This window comes from Rhizobium sp. PAMB 3182 (assembly GCF_052908355.1).
The window spans coordinates 2,039,495-2,057,151 of sequence record NZ_CM128607.1 but is presented as its reverse complement, the minus strand read 5'-3'; the positions used below and the strand labels follow the sequence as shown (position 1 = coordinate 2,057,151).

The following is a 17,657-nucleotide window of genomic DNA, read 5'->3' as shown; positions in this document are numbered from 1 at the left end:
GCATGCGCCATTTTCCGCAGGCTGAGAGCTGGTGGACCATACCGCCAGGTCCACGAAATGCGATCACCGATGTCGAAGGCGTGACCGTCGGCCATGCGACTTTTCTCGAAGGGACGGCCAGAACGGGTGTCACCGCCATCCTGCCGCACGGCGGTGACCTGTTCCGCCTTCGCCCTCCCGCAGGCGCCGCCGTCCTCAACGGCTTCGGCAAGAGCCTCGGTCTCGTCCAGGTCGCGGAGCTTGGCGAAATCGAAACGCCGATCCTGCTGACCAACACCTTCGGCGTTCATGCCTGCGCCTCCGCCCTGATCCGCAGGGCAATTGGAGCCAATCCGGCGATCGGGCGGCGTGACAGCACGGTCAATCCGCTGGTCTTCGAATGCAATGACGGGCAGATCAACGATATCCAGGCGATGGCGGTCGGCGAGGATCTCGCCACGGCGGCGATCGGAGATGCCTCGACAGACGTTGCCCAGGGAACGATCGGCGCCGGAACGGGCATGAAGACGTTCGGTCTGGCGGGCGGCATCGGCAGCGCCTCCCGGCGCATCCGCCTTCCCGGCAAGAGCCAGTTCATGCTCGGGGCGCTGGTGCTCTCCAATTTCGGCCAGGCTTCCGAATTCCGCATTTTCGGCCAGAGGGTCGGCAAGCAGGTGCCGCCGCCGGCCGAGGAAAAGGACAAGGGGTCGATCATTGTCGTCTATGCGACGGACGCGCCGATGGAATCCCGACAGTTGACCCGGCTCGCGCGCCGGGCGAGCGCCGCCCTCGGGCGGCTCGGCAGCCACCTGGGGCACGGAAGCGGAGACATCGCACTTGCCTTCTCCACCGCCAACTGCCGTGACATGTCGTCGAAGCAAGACGTCGTTTCCGCCACGCGCCTGCCCGAGCAGCATATGAATATTTTCTTCCATGCCGCCGTCGAGGCGGCCGAAGAGGCCATCCTCAACGCGCTGTGGAATGCGGAGACGATCGAGGGCTATTCCGGCCGCAAGCTGCCGACCCTGCGTGACCTGCTGGCAGCAGGCGGAATGCCCTCACTGGCAAGCTGAACACGCCGGACAGGCGTCAGACCATCGCTCCGGCAATCAGCGCCATGGCCGCCAGGCAGCCGATGGCCTGACGATGGCTTTCCGCCGCGAAGGTGATTTCGCGAGGTCCGGTGCGGATGACGAAGGGCAGGAGACTGACGGCGTCTGTCTGCTGCTGATGATGGAACAGCACCTTCAGGGAAAGAGGCGGCGTGCAGGGCGTTTCGACAGGCGCTGTCTTTGCCTTGGAAACGGCATCCGCCACATCCTTTTCGATCAGCGTGCGGGATTCACCAGGTGACAGGCTGTCGGTGGCATTGGCGCAGATCGCGCGCTTGACCACGATGCATTTTGCCGACGGAAATTGTTCGCCGATCTCTCCTGCCAGCCGGTCGTCGCCGCTGATGGCGAGGAGCGGGACGCCGATCGAGGCGGCATGGCCGGCAAAAAGCGTCGGTTCACCGGTCAGCACGCCATTCATCTCTATGCGCCGGAAGGCGATGCCGCTGATCGTGTGGGACAAGGTGCCGTAGTTGTCGGCTGCGGCGTGATAGCCGATGAGGAGCGCACCGTCGTATTCCTCCGTGATGCCCTCGATCATGGTCAGCGGACGCGGCTTTCCGGATATGAGCCGGGCGCGGGGATCCAGGTCCTCGGCGATGATGTTGCGCATCGGACCATGGGAATCGGCAACGGTTACGCTCGTTGCTCCGCCGGCAAATGCGCCACGAATGGCGGCATTGGCCTCCTCGGTCATCAGCCGGCGCGCCACCTCGTACTCCGGATTGCCCCGGCTTCCCTGAATTTTCTCGGCAACGCCGGCAATGCCCTCGATGTCGACGGAAATGAAGATCTTCATGAAATTGCCTCGTTGGGTGCACTGCATTTCAGGCCGCTTTCGCATATTCGATCAAGCGGCCGGGAGATCGGGGATCGCCGATCGGTGGGGAAGCGGCTGGCCGGGCATGTTCGGGGAAAACGGACTGCCGGATGAGGCCCGCGCCCACTGAGCCCCACCATGGCGTTCTAGCAAGGCAACTTGACGCCGGCCAATTCCGATTTTGCACGGGCTATGCATCGCTTGCATGCGGAGGCAGGTAGCGCGCTCGACGGGCTTGATTTCCGCCTCTGCTCCATCCGGTGCTGGCGGCGAGTGGTCACGGGTCTTTCGTCAGGCGCGCATGCGCAGCGCCCGTTCCGTCCTGTCCGCGATCTGGGTGACGAGGTAGGCGATGACCATGTAGATCACCACGGCGACGAGGAAGGCTTCGAGATAGTAGAAATTGAGGGCTGCGGTCAGCTGCGACTGGGCGAAGATGTCGACGACCTCGATCGCAAATCCGAGGGACAGCGCCTTCATGATCACCATGAAGGAATTGGCGAGGTCGGGAATGGCCGCGACGGTCACCTGCGGCAGGAGGATACGGCGAAACATCTGGCTGCCGCGGTAACCGAGCGAATAGGCCGCATCGGCCTGCCCGGTGTCGAACGAGTTCAGCGCGCCCTTCACCACTTCCGCCTGGAAGGCCGCCACGCAGGCGGTGAGCGCCACGATCAGCGTGACCCAGTTCGGGGTCGTGTGCCCGTTGAAGTCGATGCCGAGCGCCCCCGCGAGGAAGTGCAGCGTTGCGGGCAGGCCGTAATAGGCGAGGAAGACCACGACGACCATCGGCACGCCCTTGAAGGCGATCTTGTAGGCGATGACGAGGTGCCTGAGGACCGGAATGCGGCGGTATTCGGCAAGCGCGAACAGGCTGCCGACAAGCGTCGACAGGACGAAGATTGCAACGGCCATGGCGAGCGTGCGCGGAACCGCGCTCATGATGCTCACGAAATCCGGCCAGAGGACATTGATGTCAAACATGGATCTTTTTCCCTGATCAGACGCTGGGCATGGCGACGAGTTTCACCTGCGCGCCCTTGACCGTGTATTTGGCGGAACGCTGCTCGAAGAAGCGCACGATGAGCCAGGTGATGAGGCAGAGGATGGAGTAGATCACCGCCAGGAGGAGATAGGTCTCGAACTGGTACTGGTTGTAGTCCCTCTCCATGACAAGATGCGCGGTCGCCATCACGTCCGCCGCGCCGATATACATGACCAGGGCGACGTTGTGGATCAGGTAGATGATCGAGTTGCCGTAGCCGGGCAGCGCGATGTGCACGGCCTGCGGCCCGACGATCCGGGTCACCTTCTGCCGGAAGGTGTAGCCAAGGCTGTCGGCGGCGTCGTGCTGGCCGCGGTCGACGGCGAGATAGGCTGGCCGCATCACCTCCGAAAGGTAACCGCCGTGATAGAGGCTGAGGCCGACCATCGCGGCGACGTTTGCCGAGAAGAAATCCGCGACACCGACAAGGGCGACCACCAGCGGCATGCCGTAGAAGGCGACGAACAGCTGCAGGACGACCGGCACGCTGCGGGCATAGGAGACGTAGAGATCGGCGAACTGGCTCAGGACAGGGATCCTGCGGACCCTGAGAGTCGTCGCGAGGAGCGCCAGGCAGAAGCCGGCGGCCATCGCGACGAACATGATTGCCAGCGTCAGCGGCAGTGCCGAAAGCAATTCGGGAATCATCTCGGATAGATTCACGTTGAAACACTCCTTGGTGTGTCTTCAGCCTGCCGCTGACGATATTTCAGGAAATCCGGAGGCCGGATTACTTGATGTACTGGCTGATTTCTTCGCCGAACCACTTCTGGGACAGCTTGTCGATCGTGCCGTCCTCGCGCAGTTCGCCGAGCGCCTTATTCACATCCTCGGCCAGCTTCTCGTTTTCGGCCGACTTGTGGATGAGGATGTAGGTGTTGTTGATCACCACCGGCTCGGAGGCCTCGATGTCGAGCTTCTGGTTGTCGATCACCGTCTGCTCGCCGAGGTTGGACGGCAGGATGAGCGCGTCATACTTGCCGTTCTGAACTTCTTTCAGGCGGTCCGGATAGGGAATGCCGGCGCTCGAGGTGGTAACCTCGATCTTGGAGTCGGGATTGGCTTCCTGCCACTTGGTGACAAAGCGGTAGACGCCGCCGCCGGCCGTGACCGGCACGATCTTCTTGCCGACGAGATCCTTCATCTCCTTGATGCCGCTGTCCTTGCGGCTGTAGATCTTCATCATGCTCGCCCCTTCGGGGTTCTTCGGGATGAGGAACTGCTTGGCGCGGGCGTCGGACCAGTAGTAGCCGCCGGTCGCCATGTCGTATTTGCCGGTGACGAGGCCGGTTTCCTGGGCGATGTCGGCGGCGCCTTCCATTTCGAACTTGTACTGCGGCAGCTTGGCGTTGATGGCCTTCAGGAGTTCGGGCTCATAGCCCTGCGGCTCCTCGCCGAGCGCGCCCCAGGAGAGCGGCTTGGATTCCGCCGCCGTGGCGATCTTGATGGTGCGGACGTCTTCCGCGCCGGCGGGACCGGAGAGCGTCAGCGCCATGAGGACGCCGCCGGCCAGAGCGAGGCCGAACTGCCGGCGGGTAATCGAATGGATGATGGACATGTCTAAGTTCCCTTCTTATTGAAACGAGTATTCAGACTGCAGGAATTGCGCGAGGCGTGGCGTGGAGGGTTCGTCGAAGATGGCGTCCGGACTGCCGTCGGCTGCGACGACACCGCCGTCCATGAAGACGATCCGGTTGGAAATGCTTCGCGCAAATTTCATCTCGTGGGTGACGAGAAGCGACGTCATTCCTGACGACGCGACATCGCGGATCACCTTGAGGACTTCGCCGACCAGTTCGGGGTCGAGCGAGGACGTGGGCTCGTCGAAGAGCATCACGTCGGGCTTGACGGCGAGAGCACGGGCGATGCCGGTGCGCTGAAGCTGGCCACCCGAAAGCTGGGAGGGATAGTGGTTGAGCTTGTCCGAAAGGCCGACGCGATCCAGTTCCTGCAGCGCGATCGCGCGCGCTTCCTCTTTGGATTTGCGCTGCACCACGACAAGCGGGTCCATGACGTTTTCGATGACCGTCATGTTCTTGAACACGTTGAACTGCTGGAACACCATCGCCGTGCGTAGCCGGATCGCCCGGATGGCGGCCTTGTCGGCGCGTTCGTAATCCATGTGGATCTGGTCGAAGGTGATCGTGCCCGATGCCGGCTTGGCGAGGTAGTTGATGCATTTGAGCAGCGTCGTCTTGCCGGTCCCGCTGGGACCGATGATCGAGACGACGTCACCGCGCTTTACCGACAGGTCGACACCGTTCAGGATCCGGGAGCTTCCGTAGGACAGCTTCAGGTCTTTGATTTCGAGCATTTCTGGTTGGTGTCCCCTTGTTTCGTGGCGATGGAGATCGTGTCCGGCGTGGCGATATGGTTGCCGTCACCGCTATTTTTCGCTGTCGGCGTAGCCGAGCACATGCATCAGCCGGTTGGCCCAGCCGAAGATCGAGATGGCGTGGATGAGATCGATGATCTCGACGTCGTTCATGCCGACGGCCCGAAGTGCCGCGATGTCCGCCGCCGTCGCCTCGGAAGGCGCCGCCGACAGACGGTTGGCAAAGGCGTGGATCGCCGCGTCGCGGGGACCGAGATCCTCCGGCCGGTTGAGATAGAGGGCGGTGACCACGTCGTCGTTCTTCGTCAGCTCGGCATGCCGGCGGGCATGCACGACGGCGCAATACTTGCAGCCGTTGACCATTGACGCGCCAAGCGCACCAAGCTCGCGATCGGGCCGGGCAAGGCCGCCATCGACATACATGATGGCGTTGAAGAGCACGGTGCGGGCCACGTAGCTTTCCGGATCATGCGCCAGAGTGAGGACATAGTCCGACACCTTCTTGGCGGACGGCGTGACCTTCATGGCATCCAGCTGCTCGGGCGTTGCTTCGCTGAGCACGACCGGTTCGATATAGGGATGCCAGTTCAAGGGCTTCAAACGGACGGAAGACATTATGCCGACCTCAGCAGTCTGAGACCCGCGGCAACCCGGGTCTGGAAGTTGACGAAGGCGATCAGTTCGGAGAGCGCGACGATCTGGGCATTGCTGAGCCCTGCCGCTTCGAGCTTCTCGATGTCGCCCCTTGCCGCCTTGCTCGGCGTCATGGTGACGAGATCGACGTGGCGGGCGATCGTTGCCAGCGGCTCGTCGAGATCGGTTTCACCATGGGCCAGCGCCAGATGTCCCGGCGAGGGCTCAAGAGATGCAAGTTCCGCGTCATAGCTGTCCATCAGCACCTGGTCGGTGTTGAGCGCGGCCATGCGGCGGGCGAGTGCCAGGCGAAGAACGGGCGGCAGGCCCTGGTCGGTCTTCGGGGCCAGCACCGAAAGACGGCAGAGCTCCGCGCCCTCAACGAACTCGGGGCGGAACCGCCGCGCTTCGAAAACGGCGTCGTCCGGGGTAAGTCCGGCGGCCTTGTCCATGGCATCGATCACAATGCGGTCTCCTTCTGCAAGAGAGGGGTTGAATCTGTCCATTCGTCGCCAATGAGCTCGGGGACGTCATAGGCGACGAGATTGGCGTAATGGGTTTCGACATCTTCGGCGAAGAGCGATGCGGCGATGCCACGAACGAGACGGTCGGCACCTGCGCTGACGGCGGGAATGTCGCCGGAGACCTTGCCGTGGGTGAGCATGGCCGCGTCGTTGAAGCAGTGAATGTGCCTCAGCGCCGGGCACTCGCCCGGCACCTTTTCCTGGAATTCGAAAACGGGCCCGAGATCCGGTGCCTCGATCAGCGAGTCGCGCGGCGGCCCCATGTCTGGCTTGTATCTGCCGTCGGACCATTTGCGGATATGCGGTGCGATCGCGGCGAATTCCGGCCGGCCGTCGAAATTGTTGGTAAAGCCCGTCGCGGCAATCAGGTAATCGTAGCGCAGCGGTCCCTGCGTGGTCTCGATCAGCAGTTCGCCATCCTGCTCGGCCACGGAGACGATGCCGCAATCGAGAAGGAAGCGGGCATTCTCGTGCCGTGAGACGCGCTGTGTCGAGGATCGAGGCGGCGGTGTCTGCGTCGCGGCGGAATAGTCGAAGAATTTCCACTTCCAGTGATCGGCAAGCGGCAGCATCCCGTGCACCATGCCCTGGCTGCCGACGCCGGTCATCTTGTTGATGCGCGGCATTTCCTTGCGCCGGATCAAAAGATCGACGGCCCCCGCGCCGGCCTCGAGCGCGGTTGCCGCATTGTCCATGGATGAGGCACCGGCGCCGATCACGGCAATCCGCTTGCCCTTCAGGGCCTCGAAATCGATGTCGTCTGCCGAGTGCGCCCACAAGGCACGGTCGATGCCCTTGAGGAAATCCGGGACCGCGAAGCCGCCGAGGCCGGAGCGGCCGGTGGCAAGCACCAGACGGCGGGTATGGACCCGCCCCGTTTCCGCGCCTTCAAGATCGATCGCGATCAGGTCGTCTTCGAAGGAAATGCCGGTCATCTTCACGCCGTTGCGCACCGGCAGGTTCAGGATCTTGCGATACCAGACCAGGTAATCCATCCACTGGACCCGCGGGATCTTGTCGAGCGCCTGCCAGGCCTCCGTTCCCCATTGTGCGGTGAACCAGGCGCGAAACGTAAGCTGCGACAGACCAAGGGCCGGGCCGGTCAGCGACTTCGGCGAGCGCAGTGTTTCCATACGGGCGAAGGTGACCCAGGGGCCTTCGAGGCCTTCCGGCGCGGCATCATAGTCGACAACATTGGTGATGCCGGTCAGCACCAGTTTCGCAGTCGCGGCCAGCCCGCACATGCCGGCGCCGATGACGACGACATCGCGCACGCGTTCGCCGCCCGTATAGTGCTCGGGCACCCAGGACTTTGCGGGCATCTCGAGATAGTCGAGGTCTCGTGCCAGCTGCGCCTCAAGGGCGGCAAGGCCTTCTGCGTTCGGCGTCGTGTTGGTGTCCGTGTCGGTCATGCTTCATTTCCGTGGTTTGTGCCCGAGGTGGGGCCTGTCACCAATTGGCCGGCAAGGGCCGGGTCGAGCTTTCTGAATCCGGCAATCGATCGTGCGGCAACAGCTTCCACCGCGTCGATCAGTGCTTCCGCCAGCGGTCGCAGCGGCCGCCTTTCGCCAGCGATCACACCCCAATAGAACGGAACCGTTACGTCGATCGGCCGGATGACCACGCCCGGCAGGCTGAGGCCGTAGGCCGTGACCGGCTCGATGACCGCCACAACTCCGGTCTCGCGGACCAGCTGCAGGGCACCGTAGGAGATGTTTGTGCGGATAACCGGTCCGGTCTCGATGCCCTGGGATGCCAGTGCGCGCGCCACATGCAGCTGGAAGCGCAAGGGGTTGAGCATGGTGGCGAGCCGGCGGCCGGCCAGTGCCGAGAGCGGGACCACGTCGAGACTTGCGAGCGGATCGTCTTCGCGCAGCGCAATGACGTCCGGTGCCGAATAAAGCCGCAGGACATCGAGCCCCGGCGTGTCGAGCGGCAGGCTTGAAAAGCCGATCTCGGCCCGCCCGCTTCGCACTTCCTGAGCGACCACCGGCGGCAGGAATTGCCCAAGATGCGTCTCGTGCGGCAAGGTCGCGTTCTTGAGTTCGGCGAGCGCCGTCGGGATGAGGGCGGTTCCGATCGCCGACGTCGTGGCAATTTGCAGGATGCGCCCCTTGCCGGCTGCGATCGTTTTGGCCCGGGCCGCGAGTTCGGTGAACGACATCAGCAGTCGCCGGGCTTCCTCCTCGAAGGCGACGCCTTCTTCTGAGAGTTGCACCCGTCGACCCACGCGGTGCAGCAGCTCGAAACCAAGCTCGGCCTCCAGATCCTGGATGGTGCGCGTGACCGACGGCTGCGAACGGCCGAGCGCTTCGGCCGCCTTGGTAATACTGCCGCTGTCAGCCACGGCCAGAAAGGTCTGAAGATCACGCGTTTCCATGGGGCCTTGATGCAGATTTTGTATAAATCAAATCATGTCATCCAATTTTAGCATATGTCAATACGACGCGTTCAATCCCTGAGCAGATTCTATCTCTGCCTATTTACTGGGCTTGAAGGCGGCTGGCCGGACGGATTGTGGCAACCGGCATCGGCGATGCTGCGGAGCGCCAGGATGCCCTGGCGGCGACCTAGTGCGTCGTCATTTTTCTGCCGAGGCGTACATGCCGTTGGTGCGGAATTCGGTCGGGCTGATGCCGTAGGTCTTGCGGAAGACCTTCGAGAAATAATTGTTCTCCGGCATGCCGCACAGCGCGGCGATTTCCTTTACGCTCATCTCGCGATTGGCGGTCAGCAACCGCGCCGCCCGGCGCATGCGTCGCTGCTGGACATATTCGGCCGGCGGCAGGCCCGTCATGGATGCGAAGCTGCGTGAGAAATGGGCGCGGCTGAGCCCGGCGACGGAGGCCAGCACGTCGACGCTGAGATCGGCGCTGAGATGGGCGGCGATGTGCTCTATCGTGCGGGTGATCGAGTTCTGCTCCTTCAGCACCCGGTCCGAAGGTCCGAACACGTCGTCGTGCAGATGCATTGCAGCCTCATAGGCGATCGCCGAGGCCGCGCCCGGCGTTTCGGCCTCTCCCTTCAGAAGCCGCAGCGTGCAATTGGCCAGGCGGTCGATGGTCTTCGTCTTCAGTTTCAGGACCGGGCCGTGCGCGTTGAGCACGGTTTCGTGGATGCGCAGGGCGTCGATGCCGTTCATCGAGATCCAGAAATATTCCCAGCGATCACCTTTTTCGAGCCAATAGCGGTGATTGTGCGGGATGATCACAAGCAGCGTTTCACCCGCATGAATCTTTATGTCGCGGTTCTCGTAGCGCAGGGAGCCGCGGCCGCTGATTGTATGCTGAAGGACGGTGAAGGGGGTGTTGCCACGCAACCTTCCGTCCCAGGAATAGTTAGTGTTTTCACGCACTTCATAACCGGCGCTGGTCGGCATGGTGTGAAGATTGACGCGCGACCGGACGACGGAAAGGCTGCGCATGCCTTCGCCGTGAGAGATTAATTCCTGCAGCACAATTTTACCCTCAATAGCATAATGCTCCTCTTTTCATCTCATCAAATCTTGGCATATTCAACGGCGAAGAACGAGGAGTTGCCGACAATCTGGCCTTTGAGAACCGCGTGCCGGACATCCGGGCGGACTGGAGAGGCTTTGTTTTGTGGGGCGTGGAGGATGGAGAGTCACATGAGTTTCAAGATTGCGATCATCGGCGCCGGCAGCGTCGAATTCACGCGCAAGCTTTTTTCGGACATTCTGTCCGTGCCGGAATTTCAGGACGTCGAATTCGCCCTCACCGACATATCGGAGCATAATCTCTCCCTCATCGAAAAAGTCCTGAACACGATCAAGGAGGCGAACGGCCTGAAGGTGCGCATCAGCGCGACGACGGACCGCCGCAAGGCGATCGAGGGCGCGCGCTACATCGTGTCCTGCGTGCGCGTCGGTGGCCTTGAGGCCTATGCGGATGACATCCGCATTCCGCTGAAATACGGCATTGACCAGTGCGTGGGCGATACCATCTGCGCCGGTGGCATCATGTACGGCCAGCGCAACATTCCGGTGATCCTCGATTTCTGCAAGGACATCCGCGAAGTCGCCGAGCCGGGCGCCCGCTTCCTGAACTACGCAAACCCGATGGTCATGAACACCTGGGCGGCGATCGAATACGGCAAGGTCGACACGATCGGTCTTTGCCACGGCGTGCAGCACGGCGGTGAGCAGATCGCCGAGGTGCTGGGCGTCAGCCACGATGATCTCGATTTCATCTGCTCGGGCATTAACCACCAGACCTGGTTCGTCGACGTTCGCGTCAAGGGCCGCAAGGTCGGCAAGGACGAACTTGTCGCCGCTTTCGAGCGTCATCCGGTGATCAGCCAGCAGGAAAAGGTCCGCATCGACGTCCTGAAGCGTTTTGGCGTCTATTCGACCGAAAGCAATGGCCACCTCTCTGAATACCTGCCCTGGTACCGCAAGCGTCCGGACGAGATCTCCAAGTGGATCGACATGTCCGACTGGATTCACGGCGAGACCGGCGGCTACCTGCGCTACACGACCGAAAACCGCAACTGGTTCGAAACCGAGTTCCCGAGTGTTCTCGAAACCGCCCGACTTCCGTTCGGCGAATACGAGCGCTCCAACGAGCATGCGAGCTACATTCTCGAGGCGCTGGAAACCGGCCGGGTCTATCGCGGTCACTTCAACCAGAAGAACAAGGGCGTCATCACCAATCTGCCGGCCGATGCGATCATCGAATCGCCCGGCTTCGTCGACCGCTTCGGCATCAACATGGCCGCCGGCATCACGCTGCCGGAAGCCGCTGCCGCCACCTGCATGGCCTCGATCAACGTCCAGCGCATGTCGGTTCACGCCGCCGTCACCGGCGATGTCGATCTCCTGAAGCAGGCCGTTCTGCACGACCCGCTGGTCGGCGCGATCTGCACGCCGGAAGAAGTCTGGCAGATGGTCGACGAGATGCTCGTCGCCCAGGCCCGCTGGCTGCCGCAGTTTGCCGACGCCGTACCTGCGGCAAAGGAGCGGCTGTCGAAGGCGACCGTGAAGACACGCGACTGGCAGGGCTCGGCCCGCCGCGAGGTTCGCTCGATCGAGGAGCTTCGCGCCGCAAAGCTGGAGCGCAAGGCCGGCTAGGCTGCAAAGGGATGGGCGGTTGGAGGAATCGCCCGGGCCTTCCGTCGAGGATGGAAGCGCCGAACACTTGGCGACGGTCAAACCGTCATCGTCAAACAGGGGAGTGAAAATGAATAGCCGATATCTCAAGCTGACTGCGGCGCTGCTCATGGGCACAGCCGCCCTTACCGTCCAGGTCCGGGCCTCCGATCTGCAGCCCGTGCCGGCGCCGCCGGACTTTCCGGCGCAGACCAAGGTCCAGTATGTGGGCATCAAGGACATACTCGAATTCAAGGCGCTGCCGGAATATCACGAGCCGGCCTGGGTCACGAAGGATTTCGTCGACACCGGCAAGCTGCCGCCGGTCAAGGATCGTCTGCCGAAGGAGCCGATGGTCTACAAGGCTGGCAACATGCCCGACGGCATCGGCGCCTATGGCGGCACGCTTCGCCATGTCATCGGCGGTCGGCCCGAAGGCTGGAACTACAGCGCCGGCCAGAACCAGGGCTGGGGCGGCATCGATATCGGCATGTATGAGTGCCTGACGCGCACCGGTCCGCTGTTTCAGGTCAAGGCCGACGAACTGGAGCCGCTGCCGAACCTCGCCAAGAGCTGGGACTGGTCGGCCGACGGCCACAAGCTGACTATGCACCTGATCGAGGGCGCCAAGTGGTCGGATGGCGTCGACTTCACCTCCGACGACGTGATGTTCTACTGGAACGACAACGTTCTCGATCCGAACGTCTATCCGCTGAACGGCGCGACGCAGGAAACCTTCGGCCAGGGCACGACGCTGAAGGCGATCGACAAGTACACGATCGAGTGGACGTTCAAGGACGCCTTCCCGAAGCAGTTCCTCTACAACATGGCTTACGGCACCTTCTGCCCGGGCCCTGCGCATGTTCTTCAGCCGCAGCATCCGAAATATTCGAAGAACACATACGAGCAGTACAAGAACGCCTTCCCGCCGGATTACATGAATTTCCCGGTCATGGGCGCGTGGGTCCCGGTCGAGTACCGTCCGGACGACATCATCGTGCTGCGCCGCAACCCCTACTACTGGAAGGTTGACGAGAAGGGCAATCAGCTGCCTTACCTCGACGAGGTCCACTACAAGCTGTCGACCTGGGCCGATCGTGACGTGCAGGCCGTTGCCGGTTCTGCCGATCTCTCGAACCTTGAGCAGCCGGAGAACTTCGTCTCCTCGCTGAAGCGAGCGGCCCAGCCGGATGCGCCGGCCCGCCTCGCCTTCGGTCCGCGCCTCATCGGCTACAATCTGATGATGAACTTCTCGGGCAATGGCTGGGGTGATCCGGACGAGCGTGAGCAGGCCATCCGCGAGCTGAACCGCAACGAGCATTTCCGCAAGGCCGTCACCATGGCGATGGACCGCAAGAAGCTCGGCGAGGCGCTGGTGAAGGGTCCCTTCGTCGCGACCTATCCCGGCGGCATTCTCTCCGGCTCGAACTTCTACGACCGCGAATCGACCATGTACTACCCGTTCGATCTCGAAGGCGCCAAGAAGGAGCTGGCCGAAGCCGGCCTGAAGGACACCGACGGCAACGGCATCGTCAACTTCCCGGCCGGAACCGCGGGCGGCAAGGATGTCGAAGTCTCGCTTCTGGTCAACAACACCTACGGCACGGACAAGAACCTCGCCGAAGGCGTGATCGGCCAGATGGAAAAGCTCGGCCTGCGGGTCGTTCTGAACTCCCAGGACGGCAAGAACCGCGACCAGGCCAACTACGGCGGCAAATTCGACTGGATGGTGCTGCGCACCGGTGCCGAACTGGCCTCCGTCGTGCAGAACACGCCGCAGCTTGCGCCGACCGGCCCGCGTACCAGCTGGTTCCACCGTGCCAACGGCAAGGACGAGCTTGACCTGATGCCGTTCGAAAAGCAGCTGGTCGACATCGTCAACAAGTTCATCGCCTCCAGCGATCCGGAGGAGAAGGCGACGTTGATGAAGGAATACCAGAAGGTCTACACGACCAACGTCAACACCGTTGGCCTGGTCGAGTATCCCGGCGCCCTGATCATCAACAAGCGTTTCGCCAACATTCCGAACGGAGCGCCGATCTTCATGTTCAACTGGGCTGAAGGAGCCATCATGCGCGAGCGGCTTTATGTGCCCACCGACAAGCAGGGCGGCTACGAACTGCACAAGGACTCGCTCCCCGGCAAGCCCGGCGGCGCAGGTCCGATCACCGAGTAACCACCTCCCAGCGCCGCATCCCTTCCTGCTTCGGCGGGGAGGGGTGCGGATTGTGCAACCAGGGCGACACGATCCTTGACCATGGACAGCACCCTTCTTGCAGGAGCGCATGAATGATCCGATTTCTTATCCTCCGCATCCTGTCGGCGATACCGGTCCTTTTTGTCCTGAGCGTCGTGACGTTTGCGATCATTCAGGCTCCGCCCGGCGACTACAGCGATTACATCCGCTCGCAGCTCATCAATCTCGGCGGCGCTTCATTCGAGCAGGCCGACGCCCAGGCCAAGGCCTATGCGGTCGAACACGGGCTCGACAAGCCGATGGCGGTCCAGTACCTCAACTGGATCAAGGGCATCGTCACCGAAGGCGATTTCGGCACCAGCCTCTATTATAACAAGCCGGTGGCGGACGTCGTCGCCGAACGCCTGCCGCGCACGCTGCTTCTGGCGCTCACCTGCCACATCTTCGCGTCGATCCTCGGCATCAGTTTCGGCATCCTGGCCGCCACGCGCCAGTACAGCTGGGTCGACACGCTTCTGTCCGGTGTCGCCTTCCTCGGCATGACCGTGCCGCGCTTCCTGATGGCGCTGATCATGGTCTATGTCCTGGTGTTCCATTTTAACGTCAGCGAGATCGGCAGCTTCTTCTCGCCCCGCTACGGCGGCGCTCCCTGGTCATGGGGAAAATTCGTCGATCTCGTCAGCCATATCTGGCCGGTGGTCGCGATCGCCACGCTTGGCGGCCTCGCCTACAACATGCGCGTCATGCGCGGCAATCTGCTCGACACGCTGAATGCGCAGTATGTCGAGACGGCGCGGGCCAAGGGCCTCCGGGAAAGCACGGTCATCATGCGCCATGCCGTTCCCAATGCCCTGCATCCGCTCGTCATGTATCAGGGCGTCGTTCTGCCCTACATGCTGACCGGCGAAATCGAGGTCGCGATCATCTTCGCCCTTCCGACCGTCGGTCCGGCGATCGTCGGCTCCATGTATGTCGGTGACGTCTATGTCACGGCGACCTTCATGCTCGTTCTCTCGGCCACGCTGATCGTCGGAAACATCATTGCCGACATGCTGCTCGCCGCCCTTGATCCGCGCGTCAGACTGGGAGGCGCACGCTGATGCTGACACCCGCTGAATCCACCCTCGACAACGACGTACCGCAGGAGGCCGGTCGCAGCGAGAGCTATGCGGCACTCGTCTGGCGCCGCCTGAGGCATTCCGTGACCGGCATGCTCGGCCTGATCCTTGTGGCACTGCTGCTGTTCATGGCCGTCTTCGCCGGCTTCCTGTCGCCGGTCGATCCGAAGCTGACCGACAGCGCCTACATGCCGCCGGAATCGATCGCGATCCACGACAAGGACGGCAATCTCGTCTCGCCGCGCGTTTATCCGATCGTCGACGGCGACGAACTCGATCCCGTGACATTCCAGCCGATCAGCGGCCCGGATTACGACAATCCGCGCATGCTCGGATTCTTCGTCTCCGGCTTCGAATACCGGTTCCTGGGCATCATCCCGATGAAGACCCATCTCCTGGGCTCCGTCGGCGGCAAGCCGATCCATATTCTCGGCACCGACAAGTTCGGCCGTGACGTGCTGTCGCGCGCCATATACGGGTCGCGCATCTCGCTGATGATCGCGCTGACGGTGGTCTTCGTGGTTACTGTGGTCGGCACGACGATCGGCATGATCTCCGGCTATTTCGGCGGCGCCGTCGATGCCTGGATCCAGCGTTTCGTCGAACTGGTGCTCGCCTTCCCGCAGCTGCCGCTCTATCTGGCGCTCACCTCGCTCATTCCGGTCACCGCGCCGACCAACGTCTTCCTAGCCTTCGTCATTGTCGTCATGTCGGCGCTCGGCTGGGCGCAGATGTCGCGCGAGGTGCGGGGCAAGACGCTGGCGCTCGCCCGCATCGAATATGTGAAGGCGGCGATGGCGATCGGCGCGACCGACCGGCGCATCATCTTCCAGCACATCTTCCCGAACGTCATGAGCCACGTGATCGTCGCCGTGACGCTCGCCATCCCGACGGTCGTGCTCTTGGAATCCTTCCTCGGCTTCCTCGGCTTTGCGGTGAAACCGCCGCTCATTTCCTGGGGCCTGATGCTGCAGGATACCGCCAATTATTCGGTCATCGGCTCCTATCCCTGGATCCTGACACCGGTCGGCTTCGTCCTCGTCACCGTCTTCGCGTTCAACGCGCTCGGCGATGGCCTGCGCGACGCGATCGACCCCTATTGAGCCGGAAGGAGGACGAGCAATGACCGAAGATCTGATCCCGGCGGTACGTTTGGACGCGGACGAGAAAGGCGACAAGCCGATCATCGACGTGCGCAATGCGGGCGTTACCTTCAAGACCGAACACGGTTCGGTGGAAGCCGTGCGCGACATCTCGCTCCAGCTCTATCGCGGAGAAACGGTGGCCGTCGTCGGCGAATCCGGCTCGGGAAAGTCCGTGACGGCGCGCATGATCATGGGCTTGCTCACCAAGCGCGCGACGGTCAACCCGAATGCGACCGTGCTTCTTGACGGCCAGAACATCCTGAAGTTTTCGAGCGAGAAGCGGCGGGCACTACGCGGCGGCCGCATCGCCATGATCTTTCAGGAGCCGATGAGTTCGCTGAACCCGATCTACACCATCGGCAGCCAGATCGCCGAGGCGATCCGCGCGCACCAGAAGATGAGCAAGTCCGCCGCGCGCAAGCGGGCCGTCGAACTGCTCGCCGAAGTGCAGATCCCGCAGCCGGAACTGCGGGTCGACCAATACCCGCACCAGCTCTCCGGCGGCCAGCGCCAGCGCGTCATGATCGCCATGGCCCTCGCCAACAATCCCGACGTGCTGATCGCCGACGAGCCGACGACGGCGCTCGACGTGACCGTGCAGGCACAGATCCTCAACCTGCTGCGCGACCTGCAGAAGAAGCTTGGCATGGCGGTCATCCTGATCACCCATGACCTGACCGTGGTGCGGAAATTCTCCGACTATGTCTATGTCATGCAGAAGGGTGAGTTGAAGGAACACAACAGGACGGCGACGCTGTTCGAAAATCCGCGCCATGCCTATACCCGCCATCTGCTCGGCTCCGAGCCGACCGGCAAGGCGAAGCCGCTTCCGGCGGACCAGCCGATCATACTTGAAGGCCGCGACGTCAAGGTTGCCTTCACGCTGAGGGGCGGCGGCATCTTCAAGCCCACCACGCATGACCTGATTGCCGTCAACGGCCTGTCACTGACGCTGCGCCGTCACGAGACGCTTGGGCTGGTCGGTGAATCCGGCTCCGGCAAGACCACCTTCGGCCAGGCGCTGACCCGGCTGATCGAGAATGACGGTGGCGAGATCTTCTTCGACGGCAAGCCGATCCATGGGTGCAACCGCGACCAGATGCGGCCGCTGCGCTCGCGCATGCAGATCGTCTTCCAGGATCCCTTCTCCTCGCTTAACCCGCGCATGACCATCGGCCAGATCATCGGCGAAGGCCTGGTGGTCAACAATATCGGCACGGGCCGCAAGGAGCGGCTGGACCGGGTCCGCGAGGCGCTCGTCGCCTCCGGTCTGCCGGACAACATCACCAGCCGGTTCCCGCATGAATTCTCCGGCGGCCAGCGCCAGCGCATCGCGATCGCGCGTGCCATCGCGCTGGAGCCGGAATTCGTTCTCCTCGATGAACCAACCTCTGCACTCGACCTGTCGGTGCAGGCGCAGATCATCGAGCTTTTGAGAAAACTTCAGGACGAAAGAGGCTTGAGCTACCTCTTCATTTCCCACGACCTGAAGGTCGTCCGGGCGCTTTGCCACAGGGTCATCGTCATGCAGCATGGCAGGATCATGGAGGAAGGCCCGGTCGATGAAGTTCTGACCAATCCGAAAACCGAATACACAGAAAAACTCGTCAGGGCAGCCTTCGAGGTTGCGGCCTGATCCCGT

16 protein-coding genes are annotated in these 17,657 nt (G+C 62.5%); 6 read left to right on the top strand and 10 right to left on the bottom strand.

All coding sequences use genetic code 11. From position 1 onward, the window contains the following. Positions 1–2 precede the first annotated feature (2 nt). Entirely contained in the window at positions 3–1,052 is a 1,050-nt protein-coding gene (locus ACU5AZ_RS10190) for a DmpA family aminopeptidase (RefSeq protein WP_446825876.1), read from the top strand. Between the two features lie 16 nt (positions 1,053–1,068). On the opposite strand, the gene ACU5AZ_RS10185 is transcribed toward ACU5AZ_RS10190, so the two are convergent. From ACU5AZ_RS10185 to ACU5AZ_RS10140, 10 genes are all read right to left on the bottom strand, one after another. Then, the gene (locus ACU5AZ_RS10185) at positions 1,069–1,890 is read right to left on the bottom strand and encodes a M55 family metallopeptidase (protein ID WP_446825875.1); all 822 of its coding nucleotides are present in this window, start codon (positions 1,888–1,890) and stop codon (positions 1,069–1,071) included. 312 nt (positions 1,891–2,202) lie between these two features. Next, positions 2,203–2,895 carry an amino acid ABC transporter permease gene (locus ACU5AZ_RS10180; protein ID WP_446825874.1) on the bottom strand — a complete coding sequence of 231 codons (693 nt, stop codon included), beginning with the start codon at positions 2,893–2,895 and terminating at the stop codon, positions 2,203–2,205. Positions 2,896–2,911: 16 nt separating this feature from the next. Next, on the bottom strand, positions 2,912–3,619 hold the full coding sequence (locus ACU5AZ_RS10175) for an amino acid ABC transporter permease (RefSeq protein ID WP_446825873.1): 708 nt from the start codon (positions 3,617–3,619) through the stop codon (positions 2,912–2,914). A gap of 67 nt (positions 3,620–3,686) precedes the next feature. Continuing rightward, positions 3,687–4,514 carry a transporter substrate-binding domain-containing protein gene (locus ACU5AZ_RS10170; RefSeq protein ID WP_446825872.1) on the bottom strand — a complete coding sequence of 276 codons (828 nt, stop codon included), beginning with the start codon at positions 4,512–4,514 and terminating at the stop codon, positions 3,687–3,689. 15 nt (positions 4,515–4,529) lie between these two features. Further along, entirely contained in the window at positions 4,530–5,270 is a 741-nt protein-coding gene (locus ACU5AZ_RS10165) for an amino acid ABC transporter ATP-binding protein (RefSeq protein ID WP_446825871.1), read from the bottom strand. A gap of 72 nt (positions 5,271–5,342) precedes the next feature. Continuing rightward, complete coding sequence (locus ACU5AZ_RS10160) at positions 5,343–5,906, bottom strand: peroxidase-related enzyme (protein ID WP_446825870.1); 564 nt, start codon at positions 5,904–5,906, stop codon at positions 5,343–5,345. Then, the gene (locus ACU5AZ_RS10155) at positions 5,906–6,388 is read right to left on the bottom strand and encodes a CMD domain-containing protein (protein ID WP_446825869.1); all 483 of its coding nucleotides are present in this window, start codon (positions 6,386–6,388) and stop codon (positions 5,906–5,908) included. Before ACU5AZ_RS10155 ends, ACU5AZ_RS10160 begins: the two co-directional genes overlap by 1 nt. After that, complete coding sequence (locus ACU5AZ_RS10150; RefSeq protein ID WP_446825868.1) at positions 6,385–7,860, bottom strand: NAD(P)-binding domain-containing protein; 1,476 nt, start codon at positions 7,858–7,860, stop codon at positions 6,385–6,387. Before ACU5AZ_RS10150 ends, ACU5AZ_RS10155 begins: the two co-directional genes overlap by 4 nt. Beyond that, complete coding sequence (locus ACU5AZ_RS10145) at positions 7,857–8,828, bottom strand: LysR family transcriptional regulator (RefSeq protein WP_446825867.1); 972 nt, start codon at positions 8,826–8,828, stop codon at positions 7,857–7,859. The genes ACU5AZ_RS10150 and ACU5AZ_RS10145 overlap by 4 nt, the downstream gene beginning before the upstream one ends. Positions 8,829–9,029: 201 nt before the next feature. Then, positions 9,030–9,872, bottom strand: coding sequence for a helix-turn-helix domain-containing protein (locus ACU5AZ_RS10140; RefSeq protein WP_446825866.1), 843 nt, complete (start codon positions 9,870–9,872; stop codon positions 9,030–9,032). Between the two features lie 204 nt (positions 9,873–10,076). Here ACU5AZ_RS10140 and melA point away from each other — a divergent pair, with 204 nt between their 5' ends. The 5 genes from melA to ACU5AZ_RS10115 all read left to right on the top strand — a co-directional run bounded on the left by melA (position 10,077) and on the right by ACU5AZ_RS10115 (position 17,651). After that, positions 10,077–11,537 carry an alpha-galactosidase gene (gene melA, locus ACU5AZ_RS10135; RefSeq protein ID WP_446825865.1) on the top strand — a complete coding sequence of 487 codons (1,461 nt, stop codon included), beginning with the start codon at positions 10,077–10,079 and terminating at the stop codon, positions 11,535–11,537. A 148-nt stretch (positions 11,538–11,685) separates the two neighbouring features. Further along, on the top strand, positions 11,686–13,731 hold the full coding sequence (locus ACU5AZ_RS10130) for an ABC transporter substrate-binding protein (protein ID WP_446825976.1): 2,046 nt from the start codon (positions 11,686–11,688) through the stop codon (positions 13,729–13,731). A gap of 113 nt (positions 13,732–13,844) precedes the next feature. Continuing rightward, entirely contained in the window at positions 13,845–14,852 is a 1,008-nt protein-coding gene (locus ACU5AZ_RS10125; protein WP_446825864.1) for an ABC transporter permease, read from the top strand. Then, a complete protein-coding gene (locus tag ACU5AZ_RS10120; RefSeq protein WP_446825863.1) occupies positions 14,852–15,973 on the top strand; it encodes an ABC transporter permease in 1,122 nt (373 codons plus the stop codon). Before ACU5AZ_RS10125 ends, ACU5AZ_RS10120 begins: the two co-directional genes overlap by 1 nt. 19 nt (positions 15,974–15,992) lie before the next feature. Next, positions 15,993–17,651, top strand: a complete 1,659-nt coding sequence (locus ACU5AZ_RS10115; RefSeq protein WP_446825862.1) for an ABC transporter ATP-binding protein — start codon at positions 15,993–15,995, stop codon at positions 17,649–17,651. The last annotated feature ends 6 nt before the right edge of the window (positions 17,652–17,657 follow it).